Genomic DNA, 19,435 nt, shown 5'->3' with positions numbered 1-19,435 from the left:
AGTCATACCCATGCCCCATGCCCGTGTCACCCACCTCACTCGCCGTGGCCTGCTCGCCGCCGGCGGCGCCCTCGGACTCGGTGCCGCGCTCGCCGCCTGCGGGGACGACAAGGGCAAAGACAGCGGCTCGGGCACGGAGGCGAAGGCCGGCAAGTCCGGGCCCTGGTCCTTCAAGGACGACCGCGGCACGACGGTGAAGCTGGACAAGGTCCCCGCGAACATCGTCGCGTTCACCGGTGTCGGCGCCGCCCTGTACGACTACGGCATCCAGGTGAAGGGCGTGTTCGGCCCGACCAGGACCACCGCCGGGAAGGCCGACGTCCAGGCCGGCGACATGGACATCAGCAAGGTGACGGTCCTCGGCAACACCTGGGGCCAGTTCAGCATCGAAAAGTACGCCTCCCTCGCCCCGGACGTCCTCATCACCACGATGTTCGACAACACCGGCACCCTCTGGTACGTCCCCGAGGAGTCGAAGAAGAAGATCGCCCAGCTGGCCCCCAGCGTCGGCATCTCCGTCTACGACCGCCAGCTCACCCAGCCGCTCCAGCGCATGTGGGACCTCGCCGAGTCGCTCGGCGCGGACATGAAGGCCGCGAAGGTGACGGACGCCAAGAAGCGGTTCGAGGACGCCGCCGCCCGGCTGCGCGCCGCCGCCAAGGCCAAGCCCGACATCAAGGTGATGGCCGGCAGCGCCAGCGACCAGCTGTTCTACGTCTCCGGCACCAACCTCTCCATCGACCTGGAGTACTTCAAGGCCCTCGGCGTGAACTTCGTGGAGCCGCCGGAGAGCGCCAAGAAGCAGGGCGGTGGCTGGTACGAGTCGCTGAGCTGGGAGAACGTCGACAAGTACGAGGCCGACATCATCATGATGGACGACCGCTCCTCGGCGATCCAGCCCGCCGACATCACCAAGGCCACCTGGAAGAAGCTGCCCGCGGTGAAGGCGGGTCAGGTCATCGCCCGGTCGCCCGAACCGATCCTGTCGTACGACAAGTGCGTGCCGCTGCTGACGAATCTGGCGGAGGCCCTGGAGAAGGCCAAGAAGGTCAGCTAGGCGCTCCGCTGCGAGGGCCGACGCAGCGCCGTGGGGCCCCTCGCAGTCGGTGAACTGCCGGCCGTCCGTGGCTGGTCGCGCAGTTCCCCGCGCCCCTTCGGGGCGCGAACCACAGCCCCCTGAAACAGACTCAGGAGCCACATATGACGACGGCCGTAGCCGCCCCGTTCCGTTTCTTCTCCCTCCAGGTCGTACGGACGAGGCGGCTCGGGCCGTCTCTGGTCCGGGTCACCTTCGGCGGAGCCGATCTGCACGCCTTCCACTCGGACGGACGGGACCAGTCCCTGTCGCTCTTCCTCCCGCACCCCGGGCAGACCGAACCCGTCGTCCCGCTGGAGCTGGGCGAGGGCTGGTGGCAGGGGTGGCGGGAACTGCCGGACGACGTGCGGGCCGTGATGCGGTCGTACACCCTGCGGTCCCTGCGCCGCGACCCCGACGAGATAGACATCGACTTCGCCCTGCACGGCGTGGAGCCGGGCGCGGCCACGCCCGCCGGCCCCGCCTCCCGCTGGGCCGCCCGCGCCGGTGCCGGTGACCGGGTGCTGCTGCTCGGCCCGGCCGTCGCCGACAACCGGGCGATCCGGTTCCGCCCGCCCGAGGACACCGGTCTCGTCGTGCTGTGCGGCGACGAGACCGCCGTACCCGCCGCGACCGCGATCCTCGAATCCCTCCCCGCCGGCACCCGGGCGCGGGCCTGGCTGGAGGTGCCGCACGCCGGTGACATCCAGGACGTGCGCACGGCGGCGGACGCGGAGATCACGTGGCTCGTACGGCACGACGGGTCCCCCATGGCCGTCGATGCCGTACGAGCCGCCCCCCTGCCGGACGTCGAGCGGGCGTATGTCTGGATCGCCGGCGAGTCGGGTCAGGTGAAGGCGCTGCGGCGGCACTTCGTCGGTGAGCGCGGGGTGGACCGACGGCGCGTCACCTTCGTCGGCTACTGGCGGCAGGGCATGACGGAGGAACAACTCCGAGCAGCGCAATAAACCTGACCTTTCGTGACATCGGCCACGGGGCCAGGCATGCCTCGACTCCCGAGACTTAGGTTAGGCTTACCTAAGTTGATCTCGCACGGACTCCCCTCGGAGGACCCCCACATGCGCTCGCACCTGCTCAATGGCCTCACCGCGGAGCACTACCGCCGCTCCGTGACCCAAGGAGTCGAGCGGGTGGCGGCCAAACTCGCCACCACCGACCGTCCGTTCACCGGCGTCACCGTGGACGCCCTCTCCCCCACCATCGACGCGATCGACCTCGACCGTCCGCTGGGCGACACCACCGCCGCGCTGGACGAACTGGAGGACGTCTACCTCCGGGACGCGATCTACTTCCACCACCCCCGCTACCTCGCCCACCTCAACTGCCCGGTCGTCATCCCGGCGGTGCTGGCCGAGGCCGTGCTCTCCGCGGTCAACTCCTCGCTGGACACCTGGGACCAGTCGGCCGGCGGCACCCTCATCGAGCGCAAGCTGATCGACTGGACGACCGCCCGCATCGGCCTCGGCCCGGCCGCCGACGGCATCTTCACCTCCGGCGGCACCCAGTCCAACCTCCAGGCGCTGCTGCTGGCCCGGGAGGAGGCCAAGGGCGACTCACTCGGGCGCCTGCGCGTCTTCGCCTCCGAGGTCAGCCACTTCAGCGTCAAGAAGTCCGCGAAACTGCTCGGCCTCGGGCCGGACGCCGTCGTCGCCGTTCCCGTCGGCCACGACAAGCGCATGCAGACGGTCGCCCTCGCCCACGAGCTGGAGCGCTGCACGCAGGACGGCCTGATCCCCATGGCCGTCGTCGCCACCGCAGGCACCACCGACTTCGGCTCCATCGACCCGCTCCCGGAGATCGCCGAGCTGTGCGCCCAGTACGGCGTCTGGATGCACGTCGACGCCGCCTACGGCTGCGGGCTGCTCGCCTCCCTGAAGTACCGGGACCGCATCGACGGCATCGAGCGTGCCGACTCGGTCACCGTCGACTACCACAAGTCCTTCTTCCAGCCGGTCAGTTCGTCCGCCGTGCTGGTCCGGGACGCGGCCACGCTGCGGCACGCCACCTACCACGCGGAGTACCTCAACCCGCGCCGCATGGTGCAGGAACGTATCCCTAACCAGGTCGACAAGTCCCTCCAGACCACCCGCCGCTTCGACGCCCTGAAGCTGTGGCTCACCCTTCGCACGATGGGTGCCGACGGCATCGGGCAGCTCTTCGACGAGGTCTGCGACCTGGCTCAGGAGGGCTGGCGGCTGCTCGCGGCCGATCCCCGCTACGACGTCGTCGTCGAGCCCACGCTCTCCACCCTCGTCTTCCGCTACATCCCGGCGGCCGTCACCGACCCGGCCGAGATCGACCGCGCCAACCTCTACGCCCGCAAGGCCCTGTTCGCCTCCGGTGACGCCGTGGTCGCGGGCACCAAGGTGGGCGGCCGTCACTACCTGAAGTTCACCCTGCTCAACCCCGAGACCCGGGCGGCCGACATCGCCGCCGTCCTCGATCTGATCGCCGGCCACGCCGAGCAGTACCTGGGAGAGTCCCTTGACCGCGCGTCCTGAAGCCCACAGCACGACCTACGACTTCGTGGGGATCGGGCTCGGCCCCTTCAACCTCGGCCTCGCCTGCCTCACCGAGCCGATCGCCGAGCTGGACGGCGTGTTCCTGGAGTCCAAGCCCGATTTCGAGTGGCACGCCGGCATGTTCCTGGACGGCGCCCACCTCCAGACCCCGTTCATGTCGGACCTGGTCACCCTGGCCGACCCGACCTCGCCGTACTCCTTCCTGAACTACCTGAAGGAGAAGGGCAGACTGTACTCGTTCTACATCCGCGAGAACTTCTACCCGCTGCGGATCGAGTACGACGACTACTGCCGCTGGGCGGCGAACAAACTGAGCAGCGTCCGCTTCGGCACCACCGTCACCGAGGTGACGTACGAGGACGAGCGGTACGTCGTCCGCACCAAGGCCGGGGAAACCTACCGGGCCCGGCACCTGGTCCTGGGCACCGGCACGGTCCCCTTCGTGCCGGAGGCCTGCCAGGGGCTCGGCGGGGACTTCCTGCACAACTCCCAGTACATGCACCGCAAGGCGGAGCTGCTGAGGAAGAAGTCCATCACGATCGTCGGCAGCGGCCAGAGCGCGGCCGAGATCTATCACGAGCTGCTCGCCGAGATCGACGTCCACGGCTACCAGCTCAACTGGGTCACCCGCTCCCCGCGGTTCTTCCCGCTGGAGTACACCAAACTGACCCTGGAGATGACCTCCCCGGACTACGTCGACTACTTCCGCGCGCTGCCCGAGGAGACCCGCTACCGGCTGGAGAAGCAGCAGAAGGGCCTGTTCAAGGGCATCAACTCGGACCTCATCAACGCGATCTTCGACCTGCTGTACCAGAAGAACGTCGAGAGCGGCGACCGCCCGGTCCCCACCCGGCTGCTCACCAACTCCACGCTGCGCACGGCGGCCCACGAGGACGGCACGTACACCCTCGGCTTCCACCAGGACGAGCAGGGCAAGGACTTCGAGATCCGCAGCGAGGGCCTGGTCCTCGCCACCGGCTACCACTACACCCCGCCGGCCTTCCTCGCCCCGGTCCAGGGCCGGCTCCGCTTCGACGGCCACGGCCGCTTCGACGTCGCCCGCAACTACTCCATCGACACCACCGGCCGCGGGATCTTCCTCCAGAACGCCGGCGTCCACACGCACAGCATCACCAGCCCCGACCTGGGCATGGGCGCGTACCGGAACGCGTACATCATCCGTGAGCTGCTCGGCACGGAGTACTACCCGGTCGAGAAGACCATCGCCTTCCAGGAGTTCGCGGTATGACCGGCACTACCATGACCTTCACGTTCCGTCCCGTCGACCCGCTGACGGACGCCGAACTGCTGCACTCCTGGGTCACCCATCCCAAGGCGGCCTTCTGGATGATGCGGGACGCGAGACTGGAGGACGTCGAGCGCGCCTACATGGAGATCGCGGCCGACGAACACCACCACGCGCTGCTCGGGCTGCGGGACGGCACGCCCGCCTTCCTGATGGAGAAGTACGACCCCGCCCACCGGGAGCTGGCCGGGCTGTACGAGCCGCGGCCGGGCGACGTCGGGATGCACTTCCTGACCCCGGCCACCGACACCCCCGTGCACGGGTTCACCAAGGCCGTCATCACCGCCGTCATGGCCCGTCTCTTCGAGGACCCGGCGGTGGAGCGGGTCGTCGTCGAGCCGGACGTCCGCAACACGGCCGTGCACGCCCTGAACGCGGCCGTCGGGTTCGTGCCCGAACGGGAGATCGACAAGCCGGAGAAGCGGGCGCTGCTGAGCTTCTGCACCCGCGAGCAGTTCGAGAAGGCGGTGACCGCATGACCCTCGCCGACGCTGTGGCCCATCTGTCCCCCGAGCGCTGGGCGACCGCCAACCGGCTGCTGCTGCGCAAGGCGCTCGCCGAGTTCGCGCACGAGCGGCTGGTCACACCCGAGGAGGACGGCGGCCGGTACGTCGTCCGCAGCGACGACGGGCTCACCACCTATCGGTTCAGCGCCGTGCGGCGGGCCCTCGACCACTGGGAGATCGACCCCGACTCCCTCACCCGGCACCGCGAGGGCGCCGAACTCCCGCTGGCCGCAGTCGACTTCTTCATCGAGCTGAAGGAGTCGCTGGGGCTGAGCGACGAGATCCTGCCGGTCTACCTGGAGGAGATCTCCTCCACCCTCTCGGGCACCTGCTACAAGCTCACCAAGCCCCGCGTCACCTCCGCCGAGCTGGCGCGGAGCGGCTTCCAGGCGATCGAGACCGGGATGACCGAGGGCCACCCGTGCTTCGTCGCGAACAACGGGCGGCTCGGCTTCGGCGTCCACGAGTATCTGTCGTACGCGCCGGAGACGGCGAGCCCGGTGCGGCTGGTGTGGCTGGCCGCGCACCGCTCGCGGGCCGCGTTCACGGCCGGTGCCGGGATCGAGTACGAGTCGTTCCTGCGGGACGAGCTGGGCGAGAAGACGGTGGAGCGGTTCCGTGCCGTCCTCACCGACCGGGGTCTGGACCCCGCCGACTACCTGTTCATCCCGGTCCACCCCTGGCAGTGGTGGAACAAGCTCAGCGTCACGTTCGCCGCCGAGGTGGCCCGTCAGCATCTGGTCTGCCTGGGCGAGGGCGACGACGAGTATCTGGCGCAGCAGTCGATCCGCACGTTCTTCAACACCAGCGACCCGCACAAGCACTATGTGAAGACGGCCCTGTCGGTCCTCAACATGGGCTTCATGCGGGGCCTGTCCGCCGCCTACATGGAGGCGACCCCGGCCATCAACGACTGGCTGGCCCAGCTGATCGACAGCGACCCGGTGCTGAGGGCGACCGGTCTGTCCATCATCCGGGAGCGGGCCGCCGTCGGTTACCGGCACCTGGAGTACGAGCGGGCCACCGACCGCTACTCGCCGTACCGCAAGATGCTGGCCGCGCTGTGGCGGGAGAGCCCGGTACCCTCGTTGCGGGACGGCGAGTCCCTCGCCACCATGGCGTCGTTGCTGCACGTGGACGACGAGGGCGCCTCCTTCGCGGGCGCGCTGATCGAGCGCTCGGGCCTGACCCCGGCCCAGTGGCTGCGGCAGTACCTGCGGGCCTACTACACCCCGCTGCTGCACAGCTTCTACGCCTACGACCTGGTGTTCATGCCGCACGGCGAGAACACGATCCTGGTGCTGCGGGACGGGGCCGTGCGGCGGGCGGTCTACAAGGACATCGCCGAGGAGATCGCCGTCATGGACCCGGACGCGGCCCTGCCGCCGGAGGTCCGGCGCATCCGCGTCGAGGTCCCCGAGGACAAGAAGCTGCTGTCGATCTTCACGGACGTCTTCGACTGCTTCTTCCGCTTCCTCGCCGCCCGGCTCGCCGCCGAGGGCATCCTGGAGGAGGACGACTTCTGGCGCACGGTCGCCGAGGTCACCCGGGAGTACCAGGAGGCGAACCCGGAGCTGGCCGACAGGTTCCGCCAGTACGACATGTTCGCCCCCGAGTTCGCGCTGTCCTGCCTCAACCGGCTCCAGCTGCGCGACAACAGGCAGATGGTGGACCTCGCCGATCCGTCGGGCGCGCTCCAGCTGGTCGGCACCCTGAAGAACCCCATCGCCGGGTTCTGACGGCGGCACAGACCTGACGGGCACCCCGGAGTACGGTCCTCCGGGGTGCCCGTCGGCATTCGGGTCAGCGCGCCGGCCAGGGCACCTGCGGCGACCGGTAGTAGCGGATGCCGAGGGCGTCCCAGCGCGGGCCCTGCGCCGCCAGCCGTACCCGGTAGGCGTCCCAGTCATGGGTGGCCGCCGGTGACCAGCCCAGCTCGGCCGCGCCGGCGAGCCGTGGGAACGCCATGTACTCGATGTCGGCGGAGTTCGTCACCGTCTCCGTCCACAGGGGCGCCTCGACACCCCGGACCGCCGAGGCCGGCACCCCGGCGAGATAGGCGCCCGGATTCCAGTCGTAGGACCGCTTCACCTCCACCAGGCCCGCCCAGTCCGTGCCGAGTCGGGTGTTCGGCGTGTACTTCATGTCGAGGTAGGTCCGGTCGGCCGGGGACAGGATCAGGCCCGTGCCGTTCCGGGCGGCCTGGGCGACCTGCTCCTTCTCCGCCGCGCTGGTGTCGTCCAGGCCCCAGTACTGGGCGAGGGCGCCCTTCGCCGGGTGCGCACCGGTGAGCTGGTGCCAGCCGATGACCGTCTTGCCGTAGCGGGCGACGACCGGCTGCACCCGGTCCATGAACGTCACGTAGTCCGCGTGGCTGGTGGAGTGCGCCTCGTCGCCGCCGATGTGCAGGTAGCGGCCGGGGGTGAGGGCGGCCAGCTCCCGGACGACGTCGTCCACGAAGTCGTAGGTGACCTCCTTGGGTACGCACAGCGAGCTGAAGCCGACCTCGGTGCCGGTGTACAGCGGGGGTGCCACGCCGTCGCAGTTGAGCCGCGCGTAGGAGGCGAGGGCCGCGTTGGTGTGGCCGGGCATGTCCAGCTCGGGCACGACCTCCAGATAGCGGGAGGCCGCGTACCGCACGATCTCCCGGTAGTCGGCCTTGGTGTAGTGGCCGCCCCGGCCGCCGCCGACCTCGGTGGAGCCGCCGTAGGAGGCCAGGCGCGGCCAGGAGTCGATCGCGATGCGCCAGCCCTGGTCGTCGCTGAGGTGCAGATGCAGCTCGTTGACCTTGTAGAGCGCCAACTGGTCGATGTACCGCTTGACTTGGGCGACCGTGAAGAAGTGCCGGGAGACGTCGAGCATGGCGCCCCGGTAGGCGTAGCGGGGGCGGTCCGCCACGGTGCCGCCGGCGATCCGCCAGGGGCCGGGCTGCACGGTCTTCTTCTCGACGGCCGCCGGGAGGAGCTGGCGCAGGGTCTGCACTCCGTGGAAGAGCCCGGCGGGGGTGCGCGCGGTGAGGGTGACACCGCCCGCGCCGCTGTGCAGCCGGTAGCCCTCGGCGCCGAAGTCGCCTCGTGTCAGGTGGAGTCGGATGCCGCCGGTGCCGTGCTCGGTGACCGGCAGCGGATAGCCGGTGGCCGGGCGCAGCAGGCCGGCCAGGTAGGCGCCGATGCGACGGACCTCGGCGGAGCCGTCGACGCGGACGCGGGTGTCCCGGGTGATGCGGTACGGCGTTCCGCCCGGCGTGACCGAGGCCGGGGCCGGGACCACCCGGTCCAGCGGGGTCGGGGCGGCGGCCTGCGCCGTGGGGGCCGCGCCGAGGGTGACGACGCCGGCCGCCGCGCACAGCAGCAGGGAACCGAGGATGCGGGATATGCGGGGAGTCGTGCCGTGGTTCGGTCTCACAAGCGCTCCCTTCGGATGGGGGTGACCGTCAGACATGGTCGAGACCACTGTCCCGCAGATCGGGTGGAACAATCCCCGCATGGCGGAAATCATCCAGAAGGACGGCACTTGGGCCTTCGACGGCGACGCCCTGCGCCTCACCCCGGGCCGGGACAAGAACGTGGGCCTGCTCCGCCGTGAGCTGGGCGAACTCGTCGTACCGCTCGGGGCGTTGGCCGGTGTCTCCTTCGAGCAGGGCCGGAAGTCGGGGCGGCTCAGGCTGCGGCTGCGCGACGGCGCCGACCCGCTGCTGCACGCCACCGGGGGCCGGCTCGCCGAGCCGCACGACCCGTATCAGCTGACGGTGGAGCCCGACCGGTACGGCGTCGCCGAGTACGTCGCCGACGAGGTGCGCAACGCCCTGCTGCTGGACGGGGTGTCGCCGGACCCGGTCGCCGGATATCTGCTGCCGGGCCCGTCCCTGCCGGTGTCGGCCTCGGCCGGGGACGGCACGGCGAGCTTCGACGGGGAGCGGGTGCGGCTGGAGTGGAACTGGAAGACGGAGGACGCCAAGGCCTCCGCCGGGTCTCGCACGATCCCCCTCGCGGACATCACCGGCGTCGAGTGGCAGCCGGCGGCGGGCCTGGAGAACGGGCATCTGCGGTTCCTCGTGCGCGGTGCCCCGGTCACCGCACCGCCCAAGTACGACCCGAACGCGGTGGAACTGTGGGGCTTCCGGAAGGACCCGCTGATGGCCCTGGTCGCGGCGGCGGTGCAGGCGCGCCTGCCGCACCCTTCGGCGGAGCCGGACGTGCGGCGGGACGCGCCCCGGCTGAGCGAGGAGCCCGCCGGGGACGACCACGACGTGCTGCTGCGCCGGCTGCGCGAGCTGGGCGAGCTGCACCGCGACGGCGTGCTGACGGACGAGGAGTTCGCCCTGGCCAAGCGGGCGGTCCTCAAGCGCCTGTGAGGACCGCCCGTCCGCCGGAGGCCTACTTGGCCTTGCGGGACACCGTGAAGTGGTCGATGCGGTCGCCGGTCTCGGCGATGCCCGACACCTTCAGCGTGGTCTGCCGCCCCTTGGGCGCGGGCGCGACGTCCACGCGCAGGAAGGAGTAGTTGAGGTACCGCACCCGGGACCAGGCGACGGTCTCGTCGACCTTGCCGTCCTTGGTGTTGACGAACGAGGCCACGGAGTCGGTCTCGTGCTCGTGGCCCTCGTAGGAGTCCGGGGCGGAGAAGGCGTACAGGCTGCGGCCGGCCGCGCCCGCGGTGACGTAGACCACACCGTCGGTCTCGGGGTAGGCCGTGCCGCCGATCGGCAACTTCTTGGTGACCTTGCCCGCCTTGATGACGTCGGTGCGCTCGTACTGGTGGTTGTGGCCGTTGATGACCAGGTCCACCGTGTACTTCTCGAACAGCGGCACCCACTCCTGGCGCACGCCGCCCTCCGAGGCGTGTGCGGTGGAGGTGCAGTAGGCGCAGTGGTGGAAGAAGACGACGATGAAGTCGACCTCCTTGGCGGCGCGGAACTTCTTCAGCTGACCTTCCAGCCACTTGGTCTGGGTTCCGCCGGATATGCCCAGGTTCGCCGGGATCTCGAAGGAGACGTCGTTGGCGTCGAGCGAGATGACCGCCGTGTTGCCGTAGACGAAGGAGTAGACGCCCGGCAGGTTCTTCTTGTCGGGGCCGTTGTCCGGGAGGGTCCAGCGGGCTTCCTCGCCGCCGTAGCCGTTGGGCGAGTACCAGGCCTCCATGTCGTGGTTGCCGTACGCGGGCATCCACGGGACCTGCTTGGCGACCGACTCGGTCTGGTACAGGAACTGGTCCCAGGTGCGCGAGTCGAAGCCCGTGTCGCTGGTCTTGCCCGCGCCGGCCGGGTCGCCGTAGGCGATGTCGCCGGCGTGCAGGTGGAAGGCCGGGTTCTGGCCGAGGATCAGGGCGTTGTTGGCCAGGCCGTGGTAGCTGACACCCTCGTCGCCGAAGGCGGTGAAGGTGAACGGCGCCTTGTGGGCGGGGGCGGTGGTGAACGTGCCCACCGTGCCCAGCAGGTGGGACTCGGCCGGGTCGAAGCCCTGGTGGCCGACGCCGTAGTAGTAGGTCTTGCCGGGGCGCAGGTGGGTCAGCTTGGCGTGCAGGTAGTACTGGGTGTGGTCGCCGCTCGCGCCGACACCGGCCGGGGTGTAGAGGGTGCGGACCTCGGCGTCGATCTTGCGCGAGAGGTCCCAGGGGTGGGCGCCGATGCGGATGAACGGCTTCTTGACGGCGACCGGGACCTGCCAGGAGACGGTGATCTCGGTGCGCGGGTCGTTGCCCCAGGCCAGGTGGCGGCCGAAGGGGGCGACGAGGGCGCCGTCGACGTGCTGGGTGGCGGGGGCGGTGCGCTGGGTCGGCACGGCCGCCTGGGCGGTGGCGCCCGGCACGAACGCGCCACCCGCGACGGCGCCCAGCGTGACCGCGCCGCCCCTGATCATGGTGCGCCGCGAGAATCTGGCGCGCAGGTACTCATGCTGCTCGGCCATGCTCATGCGCGCGGCCAGCTTCTCGGGTACTCCCATACGAGGAATGTCCATGGCGTCTGAAACTCGTCTGTTCGGGCAACAAGTCGCAAGACGGAGGATGGACAGCTCGCGAACAGAGCCCCATAAGAGTTTCAACAGCAGCTTGCCCGGAATCGGGCACGATTCTTGCGAAACAGGCGCCGGTACTCCAGGATCTACCGGGTGCACGACGAACTTGTTGATCACCTGACGCGATCCACGCCCCTCAGCCGGGGCGAGGCGCTGCGTGTGGTCCAGGACGTGCTCGCCTACTTCGACGAGACGGCCCAGGAGTTCGTCCGTCGCCGCCACCGCGAACTCCAGTCCCAGGGACTGGTGAACGCGGAGATCTTCGAACGGATCGAGGCGGACCTGAAGTACCGGGCGGTGGCGCCGCCGGAGCTGACGCTCAGGCAGCTGCGCCGCATGGTCTACGGCTGAAACCAGCCGGAACCCGGCCGGCGGCAGCCCGGCCCAGCGACAGCCAAGGGATACCTCTATATATGTGCGGAATTGTCGGATACATCGGGAAGCGTGACGTCGCCCCTCTCCTTCTGGAGGGCCTCCAGCGCCTGGAGTACCGCGGCTACGACTCCGCGGGCATCGTCGTCACCTCCCCGAAGACGCCCGGCCTGAAGATGGTCAAGGCCAAGGGCCGGGTGCGCGACCTGGAGGCCAAGGTCCCGGCGCGCTTCAAGGGCACCACCGGCATCGCCCACACCCGCTGGGCCACCCACGGCGCCCCCTCCGACGTCAACGCCCACCCGCACATGTCGGCCGACCACAAGGTCGCCGTCGTCCACAACGGCATCATCGACAACGCCTCCGACCTGCGCCGCAAGCTGGAGGCGGACGGCGTCGAGTTCCTCTCCGAGACCGACACCGAGGTCCTCACCCACCTGATCGCCCGCTCGCAGGCCGAGAAGCTGGAGGACAAGGTCCGCGAGACCCTGCGGGTGGTCGAGGGCACCTACGGCATCGCGGTCATGCACGCCGACTTCTCCGACCGCATCGTGGTGGCCCGCAACGGCTCCCCGGTCGTCCTCGGCATCGGCGAGAAGGAGATGTTCGTCGCATCGGACATCGCCGCCCTGGTCGCCCACACCCGGCAGATAGTGACGCTGGACGACGGCGAGATGGCCACCCTCAAGGCCGACGACTTCCGGACGTACACCACCGAGGGCACCCGCACCTCGGCCGAGCCGACCACCGTGGAGTGGGAGGCGGCGTCCTACGACATGGGCGGCCACGACACCTACATGCACAAGGAGATCCACGAGCAGGCCGACGCCGTGGACCGGGTGCTGCGCGGCCGCATCGACGACCGGTTCTCCACCGTGCACCTCGGCGGCCTCAACCTGGACGCCCGCGAGGCCCGGCAGATCCGCCGTGTGAAGATCCTGGGCTGCGGCACCTCGTACCACGCGGGCATGATCGGCGCCCAGATGATCGAGGAGCTGGCCCGCATCCCCGCCGACGCCGAGCCCGCCTCCGAGTTCCGCTACCGCAACGCGGTCGTCGACCCCGACACCCTGTACATCGCCGTCTCCCAGTCCGGTGAGACGTACGACGTCCTCGCCGCCGTGCAGGAGCTGAAGCGCAAGGGCGCGCGGGTGCTCGGCGTGGTCAACGTGGTCGGCTCCGCGATCGCCCGCGAGGCCGACGGCGGCATCTACGTGCACGCGGGCCCCGAGGTCTGCGTGGTCTCCACGAAGTGCTTCACCAACACCACGGTCGCCTTCGCGCTGCTCGCCCTGCACCTCGGCCGCACCCGCGACCTCTCCGTCCGCGACGGCAAGCGGATCATCGAGGGCCTGCGCAAGCTGCCGCGGCAGATCACCGAGATCCTGGACCAGGAGGAGGAGATCAAGAAGCTGGCGGAGAGCTACGCCGACGCCCGCTCGATGCTCTTCATCGGCCGCGTCCGGGGCTATCCGGTCGCCCGCGAGGCCTCCCTGAAGCTCAAGGAGGTCTCCTACATCCACGCCGAGGCCTACCCCGCCTCCGAGCTGAAGCACGGCCCGCTGGCCCTCATCGAGCCGGCCCTCCCCACGGTCGCGATCGTCCCCGACGACGACCTGCTGGAGAAGAACCGCGCGGCTCTGGAGGAGATCAAGGCCCGCGAGGGCAAGATCCTCGCGGTGGCCCACCAGCACCAGGAGAAGGCGGACCAGACGATCCTCGTCCCGAAGAACGAGGACGAACTGGACCCCATCCTGATGGGCATCCCCCTCCAGCTCCTGGCGTACCACACGGCGAAGGCCCTGGGCCGGGACATAGACAAGCCGAGGAACCTCGCCAAGTCGGTGACGGTGGAGTAGCGCCCCGAAGGGGCGCGGGGAACTGCCCGAACACCCCCCACGCACCCGCACAGGCGCGACAAGCGGAACGGACCCCCACGTGTGCCCCGAACACGTGGGGGTCCTTCCCATGCCGCTGAGTGTCAGCCGGTGGCCGTCACCCCCCGGCCCGCGGCACGCCCCGGAAGGGCCGTCGGCCAGTGGGCGACCGCGGCCGTCGCCGCGTACCAGGCCACCGCCCCCGAGACGACGGCCACCCAGCCCCCGGCCTTGGCGAGAGCGGAACTGTCGGCGAAGGCCGCCACGGCCAGCACCACCATCGCCAGGAACAGCAGCCCGTGCATGAGCTGACCGAGGGTGTCCCCGCCGGCGACGGTCAGCGTGAGGGCGACCAGGGCGAACAGCAGCAGGAAGAGCCCCGCCGCGTTGGCCGAGCCGTGGTCCGACACGGCCCAGGTGAACCAGAGGGCGCCGAGGGCGACGTACCCCACGCCGGAGGCTCCGTCGCGGAGGGCCAGCAGGCCGACGAGGAAGAGGGCGACCCCGCCCACGTAGTGGGCCACGGTCACGGCGTCGGAGGCACCCACGCCGTCGATGACACCGGTGGTACCGAGCCCGAATGCCAACAAGGTGATCGCCAGGGCCAGTCGGCCGACCACGGTGGTGCTCACGCTTCCCGCAGAGACGTCGTTGTCCACGGCGGGCTCCCTTCATGCATGTGCAGTTGTGCGGTGACCGGTATATGCCCTTCACAAGGGCACAAACACCTTTTACGCGCGAGTAGTTCACGCGTGCACAAAGGGAATTGACGGGGCGTGAGATACCTACGGGACGACGATCACGGAATGACGATCACGGGCCGCTGCGCCCGCTTGGCGAGCCGCCCCGCGACCGAGCCGAAGATCCGGCCGACGATGCCGTGCGTGGAGCCGACCACGATCGCGTCGGCCTCGTACTCGCGGCCGACCTCCTCCAGTTCGTGACAGATGTCCCCGCCGCGCTCGACCAGGATCCACGGGACCTCGGCCAGATAGTCCGCACAGGCCAGCTCCAGCCCCAGGACCTCCGTGCGGTGGTCCGGCACGTCCACGAAGACGGGCGGCTCGCAGCCGGCCCACACCGTGGTGGGCAGCCGGTTGGCGACATGCACGATGATCAGGCCGGAACGGGAACGGTGGGCCATGCCGATCGCGTAGGCGAGGGCGCGCTCACTGGAGGTGGAGCCGTCGAAGCCGACGACCACTCCGTGCCGGAAGGCGGGGTCGCAGGACGGGCGTGACTCTGCCGCCGCCAGGGGATCGGCCGCCGTGGGGTTGGCGACCGGCCGCTTGCGGTCCGCGGGTTCGAAGAATTCGTGACCGGCCATGGCTGTCTCGGCGTTGTGATCCTTTATGGGTGGGACGACAGTGTGCGGCGGAAGCGTGCTGCGGAGCTGTGTCCGGGAAACATCTTCCCAAGCCCATACCCCCAAGGGTACGGCGGCACGCCTCCTGAGCCCAGATCCCGCGCACGCTCCGTGAGCGGTCCCCGACGTCCGTAGGGGTTCACCGGAGCATGCACGAGCCGCGCCCGCAACGCAATGGTTGCTGCCCCGTACAGGCGGTTTGCACAGGATTCACAGATGCGCGCCCGGTGACCGACCGGTCGGACGGACGTTGAACCGGGGTGAGCCACCGCCACAGGGAGTACCAGATGCCCGGAGCCCGACCCCGCCGCGACCCGCGCCCCGCACCGGACGCGGCCGGCGATGTGATCCGCTGGGCCGCCTTCAGCTGCGCGCTCGTGCCCGTGGTCCTCCTCTGGTACGGCGCTTCACCGGCCGGCGCCACGGGCACCGCCCTGGGCCTCGCCGCCGTCACGGCGGCCTGCCGCGTGCTGCTGCGTCGCTCCGAGCGATGTGCCGAGCGTTGCGCCGCGCAAAGAGGCGGACGTCACACCCGGGAGCAGACACCGGTCGACTGACCTGTTTCCGCGCCTGCGAACGCTGCTTTTCAGCCAACTTCTGGATATCGCCCAGGAGGGGTCCGAACCACCCCCCAACCCCCGTTCCACCTGCACGGAAAGGGTCTACGGGCCGCTGCGCACCCTACGCGGTTTGGCCACTGCCACAAGGCGCACTTCCCTGCGCGCCTCGCGAGTGCAACGCTTCGTGATCGAATGCTTCACGCCAAGTTGTCATGTCGACAATGTGCCGCGTGTGGAACTGGTCACCGCCCGATCGCGGGAGCCAGTAAATTCGATCTTGACTGTCTTACGGCGGGGGACTCGTGCAGGACCGAGGGGAAACGTGCAGGAGCGACACAACCGAGGAGCCGCGACCACCGAGGGGGGCTTAGCAGTATGAGCCACGACTCCACTGCCTCGCCGGACGCCGCAGCCCGGAAACTGTCCGGGCGACGCCGCAAGGAGATCGTCGCGGTGCTGCTGTTCAGCGGCGGCCCCATCTTCGAGAGTTCCATTCCGTTGTCGGTGTTCGGGATCGACCGCCAGGACGCCGGCGTGCCGCGCTACCGCCTTCTGGTGTGTGCCGGCGAGGAAGGCCCGCTGCGGACCACAGGGGGCCTGGAACTCACCGCACCGCATGGGCTGGAGGCGATCTCACGCGCCGGGACGGTCGTCGTACCGGCCTGGCGTTCGATCACCTCGCCGCCGCCGGAGGAAGCACTGGACGCGCTGCGCCGGGCACACGAGGAGGGCGCCCGCATCGTCGGGCTGTGCACGGGCGCCTTCGTGCTCGCGGCGGCCGGACTGCTGGACGGCCGCCCGGCGACCACGCACTGGATGTACGCACCGACGCTGGCCAAGCGCTATCCGTCGGTGCACGTCGATCCACGGGAGCTGTTCGTCGACGACGGCGATGTGCTGACGAGCGCGGGCACGGCGGCCGGAATCGATCTCTGTCTCCACATCGTGCGGACGGACCACGGCAACGAGGCGGCCGGCGCGCTCGCCCGGCGCCTGGTGGTCCCGCCGCGCCGGTCGGGCGGCCAGGAGCGCTATCTCGACCGGTCTTTACCGGAGGAGATCGGCGCCGACCCGCTCGCCGAGGTCGTCGCCTGGGCGCTGGAACACCTCCACGAGCAGTTCGACGTGGAGACGCTGGCGGCACGCGCCTATATGAGCCGCCGTACGTTCGACCGCCGGTTCCGGTCGCTGACCGGCAGTGCGCCGCTGCAATGGCTGATCACGCAGCGCGTGCTCCAGGCCCAGCGCCTGCTGGAGACGTCGGACTACTCCGTGGACGAGGTGGCGGGCCGCTGCGGGTTCCGCTCGCCGGTGGCCCTGCGCGGCCACTTCCGCCGCCAGCTCGGCTCGTCCCCCGCCGCCTACCGGGCCGCCTACCGTGCCCGCCGGCCGCAGGGCGACAAGCCGGGTGAGACGGAACCGGCCGTCCCGCCATCCGGCCAGCAGGGCACGCCCACCGGCCTGCCCGGCCCCGGCCCGGTGAACCCGGCTCCCCTGCTCCACGAGCACCGGGACAGCGGTGTCCCCCTCCAGAGCCGCCGGGCCACGGCGGGCGCGGTGGGCCTGCTGCCGGGTCCGCGCAGCGGTAACTGACGCAAACGGAAGGGGGCGGGTACATCCCGCCCCCTTCTTTCTGCTCGTTCTTCTGCTCGGAGAGGGCAGCCCCCGGCGAGCCCGGCACCAGCACAGGGGCATCCAAAAGCTCAGGTCCGCTTTAGGGTGGTCGCATGAACGATCGCATGGTGTGGATCGACTGCGAGATGACCGGCCTCTCGCTGTCCGACGACGCTCTCATCGAGGTGGCCGCCCTCGTCACCGACTCCGAGCTGAACGTACTCGGCGAGGGGGTCGACATCGTCATCCGCCCGCCGGCCCGGGCGCTGGAGACGATGCCGGAGGTGGTGCGTCAGATGCACACCGCGTCCGGGCTGCTCGCCGAACTGGAGAGCGGCACGACACTGAAGGACGCCGAGGATCAGGTCCTCGCCTATGTCCGGGAGTACGTGAAGGAGCCCGGCAAGGCCCCGCTGTGCGGCAACTCGGTCGGCACCGACCGCGGCTTCCTCCTCCGGGACATGCCGACGCTGGAGGACTACCTCCACTACCGCATCGTCGACGTCTCCTCGGTCAAGGAGCTGGCCCGCCGCTGGTATCCCCGGGCGTACTTCAACAGTCCGGAGAAGAACGGCAACCACCGGGCCCTCGCCGACATCCGCGAGTCGATCGCCGAGCTGCGCTACTACCGCGAGGCCATCTTCGTGCCGCAGCCCGGGCCGGACTCCGACACCGCGAGGACGATCGCCGCCAAGCACGTCCTGCCCGCGCGGTAGCCGCCACGGCGCCGCGCGAAAACCTGTGCGCGAGCACCCCTTCGGACCCTGTAGACTTCTTCTCGGCCGGTCGGGGAGAACACTCCTCGAACAGCCGGTCGTGGTGGGTGTAGCTCAGCTGGTAGAGCACCTGGTTGTGGTCCAGGATGTCGCGGGTTCGAGTCCCGTCACTCACCCTGAGTAATCAGCCGGTGACTCCGTCGAATGACGGGTCACCGGCTGTTTCGTTGTCCGGACCCCCGTGCGTCACGACGACGCCCGGACCACCAGTTCCGTCGGCAGGACCGCCTGGTGGCGGTCGACACCACGGGACGCGACCGGGCGGCGGTCGGCGATCTCCGTGAGGAGGAGGTCGATCATCGCGCGGCCCATCTCCTCGATGGGCTGGCGGACGCTGGTGAGCGGCGGGTCCATGTGGCGGGCGATGGCGGAGTCGTCGTACCCGACCAGCGCGACGTCGTCGGGGATGCGGCGGCCCGCCTCGCGCAGCACCTGCCGGGCGCCGGCCGCCATCACGTCCGAGCCGGCGAAGACCGCGTCCAGGTCGGGATGGCGGGACAGCAGGGTCGTCATCGCCCGGCGTCCGCCCTCGTCGGTGAAGTCACCCGGCACGATGAGGAGTTCGTCCACCGGGTGGCCCGCGTCGCGCAGGGCGTCGCGGTAGCCGGCGACGCGGCGCTGGGCGCCGTAGACGTCCAGGCGGCCGGTGATGTGCGCGATCCGGCGGCGGCCCCGGCCCAGCAGGTGCTCCACCGCCGAGCGGGCGCCGCCGTAGTTGTCGGAGTCCACCGAGGGAAGCGACTCGGCCGCCGAGCGCGGGCCGCTGATCACGGCCGGGATCTCCAGCTGGGCGAGCAGGTCCGGGAGCGGGTCGTCGGCGTGGACGGAGACCAGGAGCACGCCGTCGACGCGGTGGGCCGCCAGATACTGGGCGAGGCGCTGCCTCTCGCGGTCGCTGCCGGCGAAGATCAGCAGCAACTGCATCTCCGTGTCGGAGAGTTCGGCGCCGACCCCGCGCAGCATGTCGGAGAAGTACGGCTCGGCGAAGAACCGGGTCTCCGGCTCGGGGACGACGAGCGCGATGGCGTCGGTGCGGTTGGCCGCGAGGGCGCGGGCGGCGGTGTTGGGCACGTAGCCGAGTTCGGCCACGGCCGCCTCCACCGCGGCGCGGGTGGCGTCGCTGACCCGGGGCGAGCCGTTGATCACCCGGGAGACCGTGCCCCGCCCGACCCCGGCCCGGGCGGCGACCTCTTCCAGGGTCGGCCGTCGGCCGCCCCGGCCTCTCCCACCGCTGCCTGCCATGGTCGCCGCCTTCCGTTCACCGCCGTTCAGGCCAGGAATGTAACAGCCGTGACGGGGGCACTTCGCTTCCGTCCGCCGCGGGGGGGGGGGGGGGGGGGGGGGGGGGGTGGGGCGGGGGGGGGTGGGGGGGGGGGGGGGGGGGGGGGGGGGGGGAGGGGGGGGGGGGGGGGGGGGGGGGGGGGGA

17 protein-coding genes and 1 tRNA gene are annotated in these 19,435 nt (G+C 70.3%); 13 read left to right on the top strand and 5 right to left on the bottom strand.

Annotated elements, in window-relative coordinates; all coding sequences use genetic code 11:
• The first annotated feature begins 10 nt into the window (after window positions 1-10).
• From ACZ4WH_RS37965 to ACZ4WH_RS37940, 6 genes are all read left to right on the top strand, one after another.
• Entirely contained in the window at window positions 11-1,057 is a 1,047-nt protein-coding gene (locus ACZ4WH_RS37965) for an ABC transporter substrate-binding protein (RefSeq protein ID WP_468189579.1), read from the top strand.
• A gap of 143 nt (window positions 1,058-1,200) precedes the next feature.
• Window positions 1,201-2,043 carry a siderophore-interacting protein gene (locus ACZ4WH_RS37960; RefSeq protein ID WP_468189577.1) on the top strand — a complete coding sequence of 281 codons (843 nt, stop codon included), beginning with the start codon at window positions 1,201-1,203 and terminating at the stop codon, window positions 2,041-2,043.
• A gap of 111 nt (window positions 2,044-2,154) precedes the next feature.
• Window positions 2,155-3,597, top strand: a complete 1,443-nt coding sequence (gene desA, locus ACZ4WH_RS37955) for a lysine decarboxylase DesA (RefSeq protein WP_468189575.1) — start codon at window positions 2,155-2,157, stop codon at window positions 3,595-3,597.
• Window positions 3,581-4,867: a lysine N(6)-hydroxylase/L-ornithine N(5)-oxygenase family protein gene (locus tag ACZ4WH_RS37950; RefSeq protein WP_468189573.1), complete on the top strand. Its 1,287-nt coding sequence runs from the start codon at window positions 3,581-3,583 to the stop codon at window positions 4,865-4,867. Before desA ends, ACZ4WH_RS37950 begins: the two co-directional genes overlap by 17 nt.
• The gene (locus ACZ4WH_RS37945) at window positions 4,864-5,403 is read left to right on the top strand and encodes a GNAT family N-acetyltransferase (RefSeq protein WP_468189571.1); all 540 of its coding nucleotides are present in this window, start codon (window positions 4,864-4,866) and stop codon (window positions 5,401-5,403) included. The genes ACZ4WH_RS37950 and ACZ4WH_RS37945 overlap by 4 nt, the downstream gene beginning before the upstream one ends.
• Window positions 5,400-7,169, top strand: coding sequence for an IucA/IucC family protein (locus ACZ4WH_RS37940; protein ID WP_468189569.1), 1,770 nt, complete (start codon window positions 5,400-5,402; stop codon window positions 7,167-7,169). Before ACZ4WH_RS37945 ends, ACZ4WH_RS37940 begins: the two co-directional genes overlap by 4 nt.
• Before the next feature lie 64 nt (window positions 7,170-7,233).
• Here the strand turns inward: ACZ4WH_RS37940 and ACZ4WH_RS37935 are convergent, their stop codons facing one another.
• The gene (locus tag ACZ4WH_RS37935) at window positions 7,234-8,835 is read right to left on the bottom strand and encodes a beta-N-acetylhexosaminidase (RefSeq protein ID WP_468189567.1); all 1,602 of its coding nucleotides are present in this window, start codon (window positions 8,833-8,835) and stop codon (window positions 7,234-7,236) included.
• 79 nt (window positions 8,836-8,914) lie between these two features.
• Here ACZ4WH_RS37935 and ACZ4WH_RS37930 point away from each other — a divergent pair, with 79 nt between their 5' ends.
• Window positions 8,915-9,784: a DUF4429 domain-containing protein gene (locus tag ACZ4WH_RS37930; protein WP_468189566.1), complete on the top strand. Its 870-nt coding sequence runs from the start codon at window positions 8,915-8,917 to the stop codon at window positions 9,782-9,784.
• A gap of 22 nt (window positions 9,785-9,806) precedes the next feature.
• Here ACZ4WH_RS37930 and ACZ4WH_RS37925 read toward each other — a convergent pair whose 3' ends face one another.
• Window positions 9,807-11,372 (bottom strand): purple acid phosphatase family protein, encoded by a 1,566-nt coding sequence (locus ACZ4WH_RS37925; RefSeq protein WP_468189564.1) that lies wholly within the window; start codon window positions 11,370-11,372, stop codon window positions 9,807-9,809.
• A gap of 165 nt (window positions 11,373-11,537) precedes the next feature.
• Between ACZ4WH_RS37925 and ACZ4WH_RS37920 the strand changes: the two genes are divergently transcribed.
• Entirely contained in the window at window positions 11,538-11,795 is a 258-nt protein-coding gene (locus ACZ4WH_RS37920) for a hypothetical protein (protein WP_468189562.1), read from the top strand.
• Window positions 11,796-11,857: 62 nt separating this feature from the next.
• Window positions 11,858-13,675, top strand: a complete 1,818-nt coding sequence (gene glmS, locus ACZ4WH_RS37915; protein ID WP_468189560.1) for a glutamine--fructose-6-phosphate transaminase (isomerizing) — start codon at window positions 11,858-11,860, stop codon at window positions 13,673-13,675.
• Window positions 13,676-13,797: 122 nt separating this feature from the next.
• Here the strand turns inward: glmS and ACZ4WH_RS37910 are convergent, their stop codons facing one another.
• Window positions 13,798-14,352, bottom strand: a complete 555-nt coding sequence (locus ACZ4WH_RS37910; protein ID WP_468189558.1) for a hypothetical protein — start codon at window positions 14,350-14,352, stop codon at window positions 13,798-13,800.
• A 140-nt stretch (window positions 14,353-14,492) separates the two neighbouring features.
• Window positions 14,493-15,020: a universal stress protein gene (locus tag ACZ4WH_RS37905; protein ID WP_468189556.1), complete on the bottom strand. Its 528-nt coding sequence runs from the start codon at window positions 15,018-15,020 to the stop codon at window positions 14,493-14,495.
• A gap of 326 nt (window positions 15,021-15,346) precedes the next feature.
• On the opposite strand from ACZ4WH_RS37905, the gene ACZ4WH_RS37900 reads away from it, so the two are divergent.
• The 4 genes from ACZ4WH_RS37900 to ACZ4WH_RS37885 all read left to right on the top strand — a co-directional run bounded on the left by ACZ4WH_RS37900 (window position 15,347) and on the right by ACZ4WH_RS37885 (window position 18,125).
• Window positions 15,347-15,616, top strand: coding sequence for a hypothetical protein (locus ACZ4WH_RS37900; RefSeq protein WP_468189555.1), 270 nt, complete (start codon window positions 15,347-15,349; stop codon window positions 15,614-15,616).
• Between the two features lie 378 nt (window positions 15,617-15,994).
• Window positions 15,995-17,212, top strand: a complete 1,218-nt coding sequence (locus ACZ4WH_RS37895; RefSeq protein WP_468189553.1) for a helix-turn-helix domain-containing protein — start codon at window positions 15,995-15,997, stop codon at window positions 17,210-17,212.
• A gap of 134 nt (window positions 17,213-17,346) precedes the next feature.
• The gene (gene orn, locus ACZ4WH_RS37890; protein ID WP_468189551.1) at window positions 17,347-17,949 is read left to right on the top strand and encodes an oligoribonuclease; all 603 of its coding nucleotides are present in this window, start codon (window positions 17,347-17,349) and stop codon (window positions 17,947-17,949) included.
• Between the two features lie 103 nt (window positions 17,950-18,052).
• Window positions 18,053-18,125 (top strand) — tRNA-His (locus tag ACZ4WH_RS37885).
• Window positions 18,126-18,195: 70 nt separating this feature from the next.
• On the opposite strand, the gene ACZ4WH_RS37880 is transcribed toward ACZ4WH_RS37885, so the two are convergent.
• The gene (locus ACZ4WH_RS37880; protein WP_468189549.1) at window positions 18,196-19,251 is read right to left on the bottom strand and encodes a LacI family DNA-binding transcriptional regulator; all 1,056 of its coding nucleotides are present in this window, start codon (window positions 19,249-19,251) and stop codon (window positions 18,196-18,198) included.
• Window positions 19,252-19,435: the final 184 nt, after the last annotated feature.

The organism is Streptomyces sp. NPDC029138, from assembly GCF_055564375.1.
Note: the sequence above shows the minus strand (reverse complement) of the source record. Positions and strands in the feature narration are given on the sequence as shown.

Coding starts and splice junctions, on each gene's coding strand:
- ACZ4WH_RS37930 (WP_468189566.1), top strand. CDS start 8,915: ATGGCGGAAATCATCCAGAAGGACGGCACTTGGGCCTTCGACGGCGAC.
- ACZ4WH_RS37905 (WP_468189556.1), bottom strand. CDS start 15,020: ATGGCCGGTCACGAATTCTTCGAACCCGCGGACCGCAAGCGGCCGGTC.
- ACZ4WH_RS37925 (WP_468189564.1), bottom strand. CDS start 11,372: ATGGGAGTACCCGAGAAGCTGGCCGCGCGCATGAGCATGGCCGAGCAG.
- ACZ4WH_RS37960 (WP_468189577.1), top strand. CDS start 1,201: ATGACGACGGCCGTAGCCGCCCCGTTCCGTTTCTTCTCCCTCCAGGTC.
- orn (WP_468189551.1), top strand. CDS start 17,347: ATGAACGATCGCATGGTGTGGATCGACTGCGAGATGACCGGCCTCTCG.
- ACZ4WH_RS37940 (WP_468189569.1), top strand. CDS start 5,400: ATGACCCTCGCCGACGCTGTGGCCCATCTGTCCCCCGAGCGCTGGGCG.
- desA (WP_468189575.1), top strand. CDS start 2,155: ATGCGCTCGCACCTGCTCAATGGCCTCACCGCGGAGCACTACCGCCGC.
- ACZ4WH_RS37945 (WP_468189571.1), top strand. CDS start 4,864: ATGACCGGCACTACCATGACCTTCACGTTCCGTCCCGTCGACCCGCTG.
- ACZ4WH_RS37965 (WP_468189579.1), top strand. CDS start 11: ATGCCCCATGCCCGTGTCACCCACCTCACTCGCCGTGGCCTGCTCGCC.
- glmS (WP_468189560.1), top strand. CDS start 11,858: ATGTGCGGAATTGTCGGATACATCGGGAAGCGTGACGTCGCCCCTCTC.
- ACZ4WH_RS37895 (WP_468189553.1), top strand. CDS start 15,995: ATGAGCCACGACTCCACTGCCTCGCCGGACGCCGCAGCCCGGAAACTG.
- ACZ4WH_RS37900 (WP_468189555.1), top strand. CDS start 15,347: ATGCCCGGAGCCCGACCCCGCCGCGACCCGCGCCCCGCACCGGACGCG.
- ACZ4WH_RS37880 (WP_468189549.1), bottom strand. CDS start 19,251: ATGGCAGGCAGCGGTGGGAGAGGCCGGGGCGGCCGACGGCCGACCCTG.